The 12,439-nt window shown below is 72.0% G+C and carries 14 protein-coding genes; 13 read left to right on the forward strand and 1 reads right to left on the reverse strand.

What is annotated here, in order from left to right:
* The first annotated feature begins 70 nt into the window (after positions 1-70).
* The 12 genes from CLV43_RS10810 to CLV43_RS10865 all read left to right on the forward strand — a co-directional run bounded on the left by CLV43_RS10810 (position 71) and on the right by CLV43_RS10865 (position 10,758).
* Complete coding sequence (locus tag CLV43_RS10810; RefSeq protein WP_106186979.1) at positions 71-1,246, forward strand: sensor histidine kinase; 1,176 nt, start codon at positions 71-73, stop codon at positions 1,244-1,246.
* Positions 1,243-1,923 carry a response regulator transcription factor gene (locus tag CLV43_RS10815; protein ID WP_106186980.1) on the forward strand — a complete coding sequence of 227 codons (681 nt, stop codon included), beginning with the start codon at positions 1,243-1,245 and terminating at the stop codon, positions 1,921-1,923. The genes CLV43_RS10810 and CLV43_RS10815 overlap by 4 nt, the downstream gene beginning before the upstream one ends.
* A gap of 27 nt (positions 1,924-1,950) precedes the next feature.
* The gene (locus CLV43_RS10820; protein WP_106187532.1) at positions 1,951-2,961 is read left to right on the forward strand and encodes a Ppx/GppA phosphatase family protein; all 1,011 of its coding nucleotides are present in this window, start codon (positions 1,951-1,953) and stop codon (positions 2,959-2,961) included.
* Positions 2,961-4,379 carry a hypothetical protein gene (locus tag CLV43_RS48435; protein WP_211304323.1) on the forward strand — a complete coding sequence of 473 codons (1,419 nt, stop codon included), beginning with the start codon at positions 2,961-2,963 and terminating at the stop codon, positions 4,377-4,379. Before CLV43_RS10820 ends, CLV43_RS48435 begins: the two co-directional genes overlap by 1 nt.
* Positions 4,376-5,188, forward strand: a complete 813-nt coding sequence (locus CLV43_RS10830) for a sugar phosphate isomerase/epimerase family protein (RefSeq protein WP_106186981.1) — start codon at positions 4,376-4,378, stop codon at positions 5,186-5,188. The genes CLV43_RS48435 and CLV43_RS10830 overlap by 4 nt, the downstream gene beginning before the upstream one ends.
* A 28-nt stretch (positions 5,189-5,216) precedes the next feature.
* Positions 5,217-6,137: a proline dehydrogenase family protein gene (locus tag CLV43_RS10835; protein ID WP_106186982.1), complete on the forward strand. Its 921-nt coding sequence runs from the start codon at positions 5,217-5,219 to the stop codon at positions 6,135-6,137.
* A gap of 20 nt (positions 6,138-6,157) precedes the next feature.
* Positions 6,158-6,967, forward strand: coding sequence for a thioesterase family protein (locus CLV43_RS10840; protein ID WP_425445740.1), 810 nt, complete (start codon positions 6,158-6,160; stop codon positions 6,965-6,967).
* 55 nt (positions 6,968-7,022) lie between these two features.
* Positions 7,023-7,835 carry a pyrroline-5-carboxylate reductase gene (proC, locus tag CLV43_RS10845; protein WP_106186984.1) on the forward strand — a complete coding sequence of 271 codons (813 nt, stop codon included), beginning with the start codon at positions 7,023-7,025 and terminating at the stop codon, positions 7,833-7,835.
* A 153-nt stretch (positions 7,836-7,988) separates the two neighbouring features.
* Positions 7,989-8,201, forward strand: coding sequence for a helix-turn-helix domain-containing protein (locus CLV43_RS10850; protein ID WP_106186985.1), 213 nt, complete (start codon positions 7,989-7,991; stop codon positions 8,199-8,201).
* Between the two features lie 144 nt (positions 8,202-8,345).
* Positions 8,346-8,447, forward strand: coding sequence for a 30S ribosomal protein bS22 (locus tag CLV43_RS10855; RefSeq protein ID WP_015105422.1), 102 nt, complete (start codon positions 8,346-8,348; stop codon positions 8,445-8,447).
* Positions 8,448-8,701: 254 nt separating this feature from the next.
* On the forward strand, positions 8,702-9,739 hold the full coding sequence (locus tag CLV43_RS10860; protein WP_106186986.1) for an NAD-dependent epimerase/dehydratase family protein: 1,038 nt from the start codon (positions 8,702-8,704) through the stop codon (positions 9,737-9,739).
* A gap of 17 nt (positions 9,740-9,756) precedes the next feature.
* Positions 9,757-10,758, forward strand: coding sequence for a lysophospholipid acyltransferase family protein (locus CLV43_RS10865; RefSeq protein ID WP_106186987.1), 1,002 nt, complete (start codon positions 9,757-9,759; stop codon positions 10,756-10,758).
* 6 nt (positions 10,759-10,764) lie between these two features.
* Here the strand turns inward: CLV43_RS10865 and CLV43_RS10870 are convergent, their stop codons facing one another.
* Positions 10,765-11,352 carry a TetR/AcrR family transcriptional regulator gene (locus CLV43_RS10870; RefSeq protein WP_106186988.1) on the reverse strand — a complete coding sequence of 196 codons (588 nt, stop codon included), beginning with the start codon at positions 11,350-11,352 and terminating at the stop codon, positions 10,765-10,767.
* A gap of 209 nt (positions 11,353-11,561) precedes the next feature.
* On the opposite strand from CLV43_RS10870, the gene CLV43_RS10875 reads away from it, so the two are divergent.
* Positions 11,562-12,410, forward strand: coding sequence for an alpha/beta fold hydrolase (locus CLV43_RS10875; RefSeq protein WP_106186989.1), 849 nt, complete (start codon positions 11,562-11,564; stop codon positions 12,408-12,410).
* The last annotated feature ends 29 nt before the right edge of the window (positions 12,411-12,439 follow it).

Here is a 12,439-nt window from a genome sequence, read left to right on the forward strand (position 1 = left end):
GTGTCGCGGGAGTCACGGTTGGCCCCTGCGCCCTAGGCCGCGACCGCCCTGACCTGCTTACCATTCGGACGTGACCGCAACGGGTTACCTCGCGCTGGTGGTCGGCCTCGTGCTGATCGGTGGCGCGGCCTTCCTCATCGGCCGCGCCACCGCTCGGAAGCAGGTGTCGACCGCCCCTGGACTGACGGTCGCGGACCTCATGGCGATGGTCGTCCAGTCCTCCCACGACGGCATCGCCGTCCTCAACGGCTTCGGCGACGTGGTGCTGCACAACGCCCGCGCCGAGGAGCTCGGGGTGGTGCGCAACAACCGCGCCGACGACCGGGCCCGCCGCGCCGCCGAGCTGGTCCGGCGCGACGGCGAGGAGGTGCACGTCGACCTGTCGCCGCTGGAGGTCAAGGGCCGCCAGCCGGAGGCCGTGCACGCGCGGGTCAAGGTGCTGGTCGAGAGCTTCACCGTCGTGGACGCCTCCGACGAGTCGGAGTCCGTCCGGCTGGAGGCGACCCGGCGCGACTTCGTGGCCAACGTCAGCCACGAGCTGAAGACGCCCGTGGGGGCGCTCGCACTGCTGGCCGAGGCCGTCCTGGACGCCGTGGACGACGAGGAGCAGGTCCGCAGGTTCAGCGCGAAGATCATGCAGGAGGCCACCAGGCTGGGCACGCTGGTGACCGAGCTGATCGCGCTGTCGCGGCTGCAGGGCGCCGAGAAGCTGCCCGAGCTGACGCCCGTCGAGGTCGACACCGTGGTGTCCGAGGCGCTGGGCCGGTCGCGGCTGGCCGCCGAGTCCTCCGGCATCGAGATCAGCAGCGACGAACCCGGCGGCCTCGTCGTCGAGGGCGACCGGATGCTGCTGGTCACGGCCCTGAGCAACCTCCTTGACAACGCTGTCGCCTACTCGCCGCCGGGCAGTCCGGTGTCGATCAGCCGCAGGCTCGTCGCGGGGTTCGTGGAGATCGCCGTGACCGACCGCGGCATCGGCATCGCCGAGGACCAGCAGACCCGCGTGTTCGAGCGCTTCTACCGCGTCGACCGGGCCCGGTCGCGCGCCACCGGCGGCACCGGGCTCGGCCTGGCCATCGTGAAGCACGTCGCGCTCAACCACGGCGGCGACGTGAAGCTGTGGAGCCTGCCCGGTACCGGCTCCACGTTCACCCTCCGCATTCCCGTCCACCTCGACCAGGTGGAGCCACGGGTCCCGCCCCTGCCGGAGCAGGAACTCGCAACAACGCATGGAGGAGAGCTGTGACCAGGGTGCTCATCGTGGAGGACGAGGAGTCCTTCGCCGATCCGCTCGCCTTCCTGCTCCGCAAGGAGGGCTTCACCGCCGCCCTCGCCGCGACCGGGCAGGAGGCGCTCGAGGAGTTCGACCGCAACGGCGCCGACATCGTGCTGCTCGACCTGATGCTGCCGGGCATGAGCGGCACCGACGTGTGCAAGCAGCTCCGCCAGCGCTCCGCCGTCCCGGTGATCATGGTCACTGCGCGGGACAGCGAGATCGACAAGGTCGTGGGGCTGGAGCTGGGTGCCGACGACTACGTGACCAAGCCCTACTCGGCCCGCGAGCTGATCGCCCGCATCCGCGCGGTGCTCCGCCGCGGCGGCGAGTCCGAGGAGCTGTTGCCGCAGGTGCTGGAGGCGGGGCCGGTCCGGATGGACGTCGAGCGGCACGTCGTCACGGTCGAGGGCGTCGAGGTCGCGCTGCCGCTCAAGGAGTTCGACCTCCTGGAGTACCTGCTGCGCAACGTCGGCCGCGTCCTCACCAGGGGCCAGCTGATCGACCGGGTGTGGGGCGCGGACTACGTCGGCGACACGAAGACGCTGGACGTGCACGTCAAACGCCTGCGGTCCAAGATCGAACCCGATCCGTCGGCTCCCAAGCACCTCGTGACGGTCCGGGGTCTCGGATACAAGTTCGAGTCCTGACCCGGCCGACCGGGTACGGTGCACCGCGTGCGCCTCGGGGTCCTCGATGTGGGGTCGAACACCGTCCACCTGCTCGTGGTGGACGCCCACAGGGGTGCCCACCCGACGCCGATGAGCTCGGAGAAGTCCGTGCTCCGGCTGGCCGAGCAGCTCGACGCCGACGGCCAGCTCACCAGGGCCGGTGCCGACCACCTGATCCGGACCGTCGCCGCGTCCAAGGCGGCGGCCCTGCGGATGGAGTGCGAGGACCTGATGGCCTTCGCCACGTCCGCGGTGCGCGACGCGGGGAACTCGGCCGAGGTGCTGGAGCGGGTGCGCAACGAGACCGGCGTGGACCTGAAGGTCCTCACCGGTGACGACGAGGCCCGCTACACGTTCCTCGCGGTGCGCCGCTGGTACGGCTGGTCGGCGGGCAGGCTGCTGTGCCTGGACATCGGCGGTGGCTCGCTGGAACTCGCGGTCGGCGTGGACGAGGACGCCGAGCAGGCGTTCTCGGTGCCGCTGGGCGCGGGCAGGCTCACCAGGACCCGGTTCCGCAAGGACCCGCCGAGCCGCGCGGAGATCCGCGATACCACCGAATGGCTCGATGATCAACTGGCCTCGGTGGCGAAGGAGCTACGCCGTTCGGGTACACCTGATCGTGTGGTCGCCACGTCGAAGACCTTCCGAACGCTCGCCCGGCTGACGGGTGCCGCGCCGTCCTCGGCCGGGCCGAGGGCCAAGCGCGTCCTCACCGACGCCGGGCTGCGGCAGCTGATCGCGTTCATCTCCCGGATGTCCGCGGGCGACCTCGCCGGGCTGGAGGGCGTGAGCTCCAGCCGCGCCCACCAGCTGGTCGCGGGCGCGCTGGTGGCCGACGCCACCATGCGAGCACTGTCACTCACGCAGCTCGAGATTTGCCCCTGGGCCCTGCGGGAAGGTGTCATCCTTCGGAGGTTGGACCACACTAACGGCTCGGAACAGACCGCGCCGACGGCTCCAGGCCGGCAGCCGGGTGACACTGGACGTTCAGGCCAGCACGGAGCACGGTGGAGTTGATGAGTCGAGAGAGCGAGTCCGAGCAGACCCAGCGCACGGTCGCTGAGCTGCTGGCCCAGTACGGCGCCAGCGCGGGCGACGCGCCGCCGCGCCGACGACGACGGCGCGCGGAGGACACGACCGACACCGGCCCGCAGGCGATCATCGAGCGGGTCAACTCCGACAGCGGCCAGATGAAGGCCGTCGACCCCGCCGTCGAGCCGCCGCCGACCCGTTCGGGGCGCCGGGCCAAGCCGGACACCGACCCGGACCGCACGCAGTACGCGGCCCCGGTGCGGCCGGAGCCGTCCCAGACCGACCTGCGCCGGACCGAGCCGCCGCCGAGGGTGACGCCGCCCAAGGCCGCCCCGCCGCGCGTCGAGCCGCCCAAGGCCGCGCCGCCGAGGGCGGAGCCGCCGCGCCCCAGCCGTCCGGAGCCCGCGCGCGCCGACCTGTCCCGGCCGGACCTGTCGCGACCCGACCTGTCCCGGCTCGACCCGTCCAGGTCCGACCTCTCGCGCCCGGACCTGTCGCGCCTCGACCCGCACAAGGCCGACCAGCCGAGGTCCGAGCCGCGCCGCCCCGAGGCGCGCCGTCCGGGGGTGCCGCCGGTCGACCCGGCCGAGGAGACCAGGCAGGTCCCGCCGATCGTCGACGAGTACTCGTTGCCGAAGTCGGACCCGTCGCGGACCGCCATCCCCAAGCCGGAGTCGTCGCGGGCCAACCTGCTCAAGACCGACCCGCCGTCGCGCAACAACCTGCCGAAGCCGGACCTGTCGCGGGGCAACCCGCCCAAGCCCGACCCGTCCCGGCCGAACCTGGCGCGCCCGCCCATGGGCCCGCCGCCGCAGCCGCCGGTGCGCGAGGCGATGACCGACCTCATCCCGCGCGTCCCGGCCCAGCCCGGTCTGGACGACACCCAGGTCACCCAGTCCGTGCCCCTGCTGCCCCCGGCACCGGCGAAGCTGCCCGAACCGCTGCCGGACGCGCGGCCGGAGGAGTGGTTCGGCGACGACGACGAGTTCGCCGAGCAGGAGAACACCGCCGCCCACCCCGGCCCGTACGTCGACGACTACTCGGACAACTACTCCGTCGACGGCTTCGACCCCACCGAGGGCCCGGCGGGCCTCGCGGACGTGGACGAGGACGACGAGGACTTCGAGGAGGTCGAGCGCTCCCCGGTCAAGGAGTGGCTGGTCATGATCGGCCAGCTCGCGGTCGGCGTGCTCGGCGGCGCGGTCCTCTGGCTCGGCTTCAACTTCCTGTGGCGCGCGCTCCCGGCGGCCGCGCTGGTGCTGGCGCTCGGCGTCACCGTCGGCCTGGTGCTGCTGGTCCGCAAGATCCGCAAGGCCGACGACCTGCAGACCACCCTGCTCGCCGTGCTCGTCGGGCTGATCGTGACGGTCTCACCAGCGGCGATGCTGCTGGTGAAGTCTTGACCGGGAACATCCCGGTCGGGCTGTCCACCGCATCGGTCTGGCCGCAGCCTGCGGGCGCCGCGTTCGAGCTGGCGGCCGAGCTCGGCTACGACGGCGTCGAGGTCATGGTGTGGGCCGACCCCACCAGCCAGGACGTCCGCGCCCTGGAACGGCTCAGCGGCCGCACCGGCGTCCCGGTGCTGGCCGTGCACGCCCCGTGCCTGCTGATCACCCAGCGGGTGTGGTCCCCGGACCCGGTCGAACGGCTGCGCCGCAGCGTCGAGGCCGCGGCCGACCTGGGCGCGCCCACGGTCGTCGTGCACCCGCCGTTCCGCTGGCAGCGCCGCTACGCCGACGGGTTCGCCGAGCTCGTCGAGTCGCTGGAGGACGCGAGCGGCGTCGACATCGCCGTGGAGAACATGTTCCCGGTCCGGCGCGCGCTCGGCCGCGGCCGCTCCGTGCAGGTGACCGCGTTCGCCCCGTCCATCGACCCCACCGACGTCGGCCACCGGCACTACACGCTCGACCTGTCGCACACCGCGGCCGCGGGCGTGGACGCCGTCGAGCTGGCCAAGCGCATGGGCGACGGGCTCACCCACGTCCACCTCGCCGACGGCAGCGGCGCGGCCAAGGACGAGCACATGGTCCCCGGCCGCGGCACCCAGCCGTGCGCCGCGGTGTGCGAGGGCCTCGCCCGGTCCGGGTTCACCGGCCAGGTCGTCCTGGAGATCAACACCAGGCGCGCCCGCGGCGCCGCCGACCGGTCGCGGATGCTCGCCGAGTCGCTGGTGTTCGCGCGACTCCACCTGGACTGGCAAGCCGCGCGCTGAGTGCCCCTGACCACGTAAGGTCAGCCGCGTGAACCCGTTGCGCTCCTTGATCCTCGCGGCGGCGGGCAACGACGCCGTCCGCGGACTCGTGGCGTCGGCCCCTGTCAGCCGCGACGTCGTGCGCCGGTTCGTCGCGGGCGAGTCGACCGCCGAGGCCGTCGACGTGACGAAGTCGCTGGTCGCCGACGGCCTCACCGTCACGCTGGACTACCTCGGCGAGGACACCACCGACCGCGCGCGGGCCGAGAGCACCGTGCGCAGCTACCTGGAGCTGCTCGACCGGCTGCACGCCGTCGGGCTGGCGGGCAGGGCCGAGGTCAGCGTGAAGCTGTCCGCCGTCGGCCAGGCCCTCGGGGAGAACCTCGCGCTCACCAACGCGTCCCGGATCTGCGCGGCCGCCGAGCAGTGCGGCACCACGGTCACGCTGGACATGGAGGACCACACCACCACGGACTCCACGCTGCGCGTGCTCGCCGAGCTCCGCCGCAGCTGGCCGTGGGTGGGCGCCGTGCTCCAGGCCTACCTGCGCCGCACCCTGGACGACTGCCGCGAGCTCGCGGGCTCCCGCGTGCGGCTGTGCAAGGGCGCCTACGCCGAACCCGACGGCGTCGCCTACGACGACCCGCACGAGGTCGACCTGAACTACGTCCGCTGCGCCAACGCGCTCCTCGCGGGCGACGGGTTCCCGATGTTCGCCACGCACGACCCGAGGCTGGTCGACGTGATCGGCGAACGGGCGCGCTGGCACGACCGGAAGCCCGGTAGCTTCGAGTACCAGATGCTTTACGGGATCCGCCCCGCCGAGCAGCGACGGCTAGCCTCGGAGGGGAACGTGGTCCGCGTGTACGTGCCTTACGGCGAGCAGTGGTACGGGTACCTGATGCGGAGGCTGGCGGAGCGCCCGGCCAACGTCACCTTCTTCCTGCGGTCGCTGGTCAGCCGCTCATGACAACTCGTACGAGGAGCTCGGTGCCCACGTTCACGGCCGCCAGTGCAGTGCGTTCGCTCGGTGACGGGACCTACACGGCCAGCCTGCCCGCGGAGTGGACCGTCGGTCCAAAGCCGCACGGCGGTTTCCTGCTCGTGCTCGCCGCCCGCGCCGCGACGAGGACGGCGACCGACGCCGTTCCCGGTACCGAGGGCCTGGCCCCCCTCGCCGTCAGCTCCCAGTTCCTGCGGGCTCCCGAAGTGGGTCCGGTGCTGCTCCGCACCGAGATCCGCAAGTCCGGCCGCACCGCGACGGTCGTGTCGGCCACGATCGAGCAGCGCGGCCGCAGCTGCGTCGAGTCGGTCGTCACCGTCGGGCACCTCCCGGACCAGACCCCGGACTACGCGGACCTGCCGTCCATCCCGGCCGAACCGCCCGCCGACTCCATCGACCTGAGCACGATGGAGTCCGGCGGCGTCTACAAGCTCGGTGCCGTCTGCGACGTCCGCCTCGACCAGCAGGGCGCGGGCTTCCTCACCGGCCGCACCGGCGACCCGCTCGTGCTGCGGCTGTGGGTCCGCCCCAAGGGCGAACGCCCCGACCCCTACTTCGCGCTCGTCGCGGGCGACATCTCCATGCCCGTCACGTTCAACCTCGGCCGGTTCGGCTGGTCGCCCACCGTCCAGCTCACGGCCCTCCTGCGCGCCAACCCGGCGCCGGGGTGGCTGCGCGTGCAGGTGTCGTGCAGCGCCGTGCACGGGCAGTGGTTCGACGAGGACGCCGTCGTGGTCGACTCGGCGGGCAGGCTCATCTGCCAGTCGCGGCAGCTGGCGCTGACGCCGGCGGGATGAGCGGTGGCCGCCACTGGAGCCGGTGCGGTGGTGGCCCAGTGGCACCCTTGTCCGCATGACGACTATCGCCGTGCTGGGCGCGGGCAAGATCGGGGAGGCCCTGCTGTCGGGGCTGCTCCAGGGTGGCCGCAAGGCACATGAGCTGCTGTTCACCGAGAAGCACCCGCAGCGCGCGGAGGAGCTGGCCAAGCAGTACGGGACCGAGGCGGTCGACGTCGCGGTGGCCGCGGCGCGCGCCGAAGTGCTGGTGGTGGCGGTCAAGCCGCAGGACATCGAGCCGCTGCTGGACGAGCTGGCGCCGGTGATCCGGCCGGGGGCGCTGGTCGTGTCGCTGTGCGCGGGCCTTCCGACGGCCCTGTTCGAACGCAGGCTGCCGGAGGGCACGGCGGTGGTGCGGGTCATGCCGAACACGCCGATGCTCGTGGGCGAGGCGATGAGCGCCATCTCGGCGGGGAGGCACGCGGGCCCGGAGCACCTGGACCTGGTCGAGGAGCTGCTGTCCACGGTGGGCAGGGTGGCGCGGGTGCCGGAGTCGCAGCAGGACGCCGTGACGGCGCTGTCGGGGTCCGGCCCGGCGTACTTCTTCTACCTCGTCGAGGCGATGATCGACGCGGGCATCCTGCTCGGCATCCCGCGCGACCTGGCCGGGCAGCTGATCATCCAGTCGGCGGTCGGCGCGGCGACGATGCTGGCGCAGGGCGACCAGCACCCGGTGATCCTGCGCGAGGCCGTCACGTCGCCGGCGGGCACCACGATCATGGCGATCCGCGAGCTCGAGAAGCACGGCGTGCGCGCCGCGTTCCTGGCCGCGATCGAGGCCGCGCGCGACCGTTCGGCCGAGCTGGGGCAGGCCCACCAGGACGGCTGAGCAGGGGCCCGCTGGGCCGACCGGCCGGGATGGGCGCCTTTGGACGTCGCAGTAGCCCCACCTGTCCCGCTACTCTCGGGAGCAGCACGTGCGTGTCGAACCGTCGGTGGGGAAGCCGACGGCACGACACGTGTCGAAGGACGCGGTGATTGCATGCCTGCGAAGGAGAACGATCGGTCGAGCCTCGTTCAGGTGCAGTTCCTGACCGTGGCCGAGGTGGCCTCCATGATGCGTGTCTCGAAGATGACGGTGTACCGGTTGGTGCACTCGGGAGAGCTGCCCGCGGTACGCGTGGGCAAGTCGTTCCGGGTGCCCGAGAAGGCGGTGCACGCCTACCTCGAGAACGCCTATTTCGACGCCGGGTGACCTCGGGGTCGGGCCGGTGCGGGGCGCGGGGTAAACTGGGCAGCCGTTCGTGCCTGGTGTCGGCGTGCCCGCTTGACGGGCGCGCGTCCGTAGGTAGCACCGGAGCATGGAGAACCACCAACGTCTAGTAGCTAAGGAACCCGCATGGGCTCGGTCATCAAGAAGCGCCGCAAGCGCATGTCGAAGAAGAAGCACCGCAAGTTGCTTCGCAAGACTCGCGTTCAGCGTCGCAAGCGCGGCAAGTAGCCCACGCGCGGGTTCTTCATCAGCGCTCGACTGCCGCCGATCCCGGTCTCCGGGGTCGGCGGCAGTTGTGTTTGGACGACCCGTCGTCCCAGTCGGTGGGCGCGGGCGCAGTACTGGCGGGATGGCCCCGGTCCGAACGGGTGATTAGCCGGTAAAGCCTGCGTGACCTGCGTCAAGAGGGCGTAGCGAGATGGCGCCGTCACCTCTTGGGGCTTGTAGCATCGACCAGTCGCAGCACCTGGACATGGAGTCGCATGGCGCCCAAGGTCGTTCTCGTCACCGGAGTGAGCCGCTTCCTCGGCGGCAACCTCGCCGCGCGGTTCGCCGCCAACCCCGACATCGAGCGCGTGCTCGGTGTCGACACCGAGCCGCCACCCCGCGACCTGCTGCGCCGGATGGGCCGCGCGGAGTTCGTGCGCGCCGACATCCGCAACCCGCTGATCGCCAAGGTGATCGCCACGGCGGGCGTGGACACCGTCGTGCACGCGTCGGTCACGGCCAACCCGGCCGGTCCGACGGGCCGGACGGTCATGAAGGAAATGAACGTCATCGGCACGATGCAGCTGCTGGCGGCCTGCCAGAAGTCGCCGCACCTGCGCAAGCTGGTCGTGAAGTCGACCAGCGCCGTCTACGGGTCGAGCGCCCGCGACCCCGCGGTCTTCGCGGAGGGCATGAGCCCCAAGGAGCTGCCCTCCAGCGGGTACGCCAAGGACGCCGTGGAGGTCGAGGGCTACGTCCGCGGCTTCTCGCGCCGCAGGCCGGACGTGGACGTCACCACGCTCCGGTTCACCAACTTCATCGGCCCGCGCATCGACACGGTGCTCACCAGGTACTTCGCGCTGCCCGTCGTCCCGACGGTGATGGGCTACGACGCCCGCGTGCAGCTGCTGCACTCCGAGGACGCGCTGGCGATCCTGGAGCGCGCCACCATGCACGACCTGCCCGGCGTGTTCAACGCCGGTGGCGAGGGCGTGCTGCTGCTCTCGCAGGCGATCCGCCGTGCGGGCAGGCTGACCCTGCCGGTGCCCAGCGGCGCCGTGCCGAGCGTCGGGCGGTTCTTCCGCAGCGCCCGGCTGGTCGACTTCTCGCCGGACCAGATGAGGTTCCTCAACTGGGGCCGGGTGGTCGACACCACCCTGCTCAGGAGCGAGTTCGGCTTCACGCCGCGCTGGACCACGCGGCAGGCGTTCGACGACTACGTGAGCGGACGCGGTCTGCGTCCCCTCATCGCCCCGGAGCGGGTGGAGGCGGTCGAGCGGGGGCTCCTCGACGCCGCCGCCAGGCTCCGCTAGTTCCGCTGAGTGAGGAGATGGACCCCGTGGCAGGAGCACGCGTGATTCCGTTGCACGGTGCTGACCGGAACGGCCAGTCCCCGACCAGGCCGCGCAGACCGCGTCCGGTCCCGCAGCCACCGGCGCAGGAGGACCCACCGCTCGCCGTCGCCCCCGAACCCGCCGCCCCGGAGCCCACCGAGTGGGAGGAGCGCCTAGGCGGGCTCCTGGACTTCGTCCGCAGGCGGATGGCGGGCGACTACCACGTCGACGAGTTCGGCTTCGACGCCGACCTCACCGACAACGTGCTGATGCCCCCGTTGAAGCCGCTGTACGAGAAGTGGTTCCGCGTCGAGACGATCGGCGTCCACAACATCCCGACCGAGGGCGGCGCGCTGCTGGTCGCCAACCACTCCGGCACCCTCCCGCTCGACGCGACCATGACCGCGTTCGCGGTCCGCTCCGAGCACCCCGGCAAGCGCCACCTTCGGATGCTCGGCGCCGACCTGGTCTTCAAGACCCCGGTCCTGGGCGCGCTGGCCAGGAAGTCCGGCCAGACCCTCGCCTGCAACCCCGACGCCGAGCGCCTGCTGCGCTCGGGCGAGCTGGTCGGCGTGTGGCCGGAGGGCTTCAAGGGCATCGGCAAGCCGTTCAAGGACCGCTACAAGCTCCAGCGCTTCGGCCGGGGCGGGTTCGTCTCGGCGGCGCTGAACACCGGCGTCCCGATCATCCCGGTCTCGATCGTCGGAGCCGAGGAGATCTACCCGATGATCGGCGACATCAAGGCGCTGGCCCGCCTCTTCGGCTTCCCCTACTTCCCGGTCACGCCGCTGTTCCCGCTGCTGGGCCCGCTGGGCGCCATCCCGCTGCCCTCGAAGTGGTACATCGAGTTCGGCGAGCCCATCCACACCGACGGCTTCGGCGAGCACGCGGCCGACGACCCGATGCTGGTGTTCAACCTCACCGACCAGGTGCGGGAGACGATCCAGCAGACGCTCTACCGCCTGCTGACCCAGCGCCGGAACGTCTTCCTGGGCTAGCCGGGGCTACTGGGGCAGCTCGACGCCCTGGGCCGCCAGCAGGGTGCGGGCGGTGGCGTGGACGCTGTCGGGCAGCGGCTGGTCGCGGACCGAGCCGTAGGACATCGCGCCGTCGAAGACCATGGCGAGCTGCTCGGCGAGCAGCTCGGGGTCCGCCGCGCCCGCGGCCTCGGCCTGCGCCCGGAAGTAGCCCTGGAGCCGGTCCTTGTACGACACGGCGATGCCGCGCATCGGGTGCCCGACGTCGGGGATCTCGGCGGTGGCGTTGAGCACCGGGCAGCCGCGGAAGTCGGGCTGGTGCGACTTGCGCTGGGTGGCCGCGAAGACCTCCAGGATCCTCCCGGCGGCTGACAGGCCGCTGTCCTCGGCGGGGACGAGCCCGTCCAGGAAGCGGTCGGTGGCGCGCGGCAGGTAGGCCGCGATCAGGTGGTCCTTGCTGGGGAAGCGCTGGTAGAGGCTGCGCTTGGAGACGCCCGCCACCTCCGACACGAGGTCGACCCCCGTGCTGTTGATGCCCCGGTTGGCGAACAGCTCGCAGGCGGCCTCGAGCACGCGCTCGCGCACGCCGTCCAGTGCCTGCGCCTCGGTCGTCATGCGATCACCCTAACCCGCTGGTCCCGCTCTCGGAAACAGATCTGTGTCCGGCCTGGTCGGTCAGGAAACAGATCTGTGTATAGTGACCGCGCCGCAGGAAACAGATCTGTTTCCCGGCGCGAACCCGAACCCTCGGACCGCGCGGCGCACCGGTTCGACGTGCGCCGACGCGGTACTTCGCCACGCCCGGACGACCGCACGGAGTGCCGATGACCCACACGCAGCTGACCGCCCCGAACCGCGCGCTGGCCGCCCCCAACGGCGTGACCTACGCCTACCGCCGCTTCGGCGACGCGGGCGCGTCGGCACCGCCGGTGCTGTTCCTCCAGCACCTCCGCGGGAACCTCGACAACTGGGACCCCGCCCTCGTCGACGCCGTCGCCGCCGAGCGCGAGGTCGTCCTGCTCGACAACGCCGGCGTCGGCGGGTCGACCGGCGCGGTGCCCACCACCGTCCACGAGATGGCCGTCGGCGCCCTCGCGTTCGCCGACGCCGCCGGGCTGGGGACCTACGACCTCTTCGGCTTCTCGCTCGGCGGTTTCGTCGCGCAGGAGATCGCGCTGCTGCGCTCCCACCAGGTCCGCCGGATCGTGCTGGCGGGCACCGCGCCGCAGGGCGGTCGCGGCTTCCACCGCTTCACCGGGACGGTGCTGGAGGCGGTGATGACCGACCAGCCCACGGCCGAGGAGTTCCTCACCCTCTTCTACACCGACAGCGAGGAGAGCCGGACCAGGGGCATGGAGTCCCTGGGCCGCGTCTTCACCCGGCAGGAGGACCGCGACGAGCCCACCGACCTGGCCACCAGGGAGGCGCAGATGCTCGCCATCAGCGGGTGGGGCGTCCCGGACCTCACCAGGCTCGGCCGCCTGGCGGCCATCACCCAGCCGGTGCTCGTCGCCAACGGCGACCACGACGTGATGACGCCGACCGAGAACAGCTACCTGCTCGCCGGGCACCTGCCCGACGCGACGCTGCGGATCTACCCCGACGCGGGCCACGGCTTCCTCAACCAGTACCCGGCGGAGTTCGCGCACGAGGTCAACCGGTTCCTCGGCTGACCCGCCACCACCGTCACCCCCGTCCCAGA

Source organism: Umezawaea tangerina (assembly GCF_003002815.1).
GTDB classification, from domain to species: domain Bacteria; phylum Actinomycetota; class Actinomycetes; order Mycobacteriales; family Pseudonocardiaceae; genus Umezawaea; species Umezawaea tangerina.

Excerpts from the sequence above, each read along its gene's own strand:
- CLV43_RS10870 (WP_106186988.1), bottom strand. The coding sequence starts at position 11,352 with ATGACGACCGAGGCGCAGGCACTGGACGGCGTGCGCGAGCGCGTGCTC.
- CLV43_RS10850 (WP_106186985.1), top strand. The coding sequence starts at position 7,989 with ATGCCTGCGAAGGAGAACGATCGGTCGAGCCTCGTTCAGGTGCAGTTC.
- CLV43_RS10875 (WP_106186989.1), top strand. The coding sequence starts at position 11,562 with ATGACCCACACGCAGCTGACCGCCCCGAACCGCGCGCTGGCCGCCCCC.
- CLV43_RS48435 (WP_211304323.1), top strand. The coding sequence starts at position 2,961 with ATGAGTCGAGAGAGCGAGTCCGAGCAGACCCAGCGCACGGTCGCTGAG.
- proC (WP_106186984.1), top strand. The coding sequence starts at position 7,023 with ATGACGACTATCGCCGTGCTGGGCGCGGGCAAGATCGGGGAGGCCCTG.
- CLV43_RS10855 (WP_015105422.1), top strand. The coding sequence starts at position 8,346 with ATGGGCTCGGTCATCAAGAAGCGCCGCAAGCGCATGTCGAAGAAGAAG.
- CLV43_RS10865 (WP_106186987.1), top strand. The coding sequence starts at position 9,757 with ATGGACCCCGTGGCAGGAGCACGCGTGATTCCGTTGCACGGTGCTGAC.
- CLV43_RS10860 (WP_106186986.1), top strand. The coding sequence starts at position 8,702 with ATGGCGCCCAAGGTCGTTCTCGTCACCGGAGTGAGCCGCTTCCTCGGC.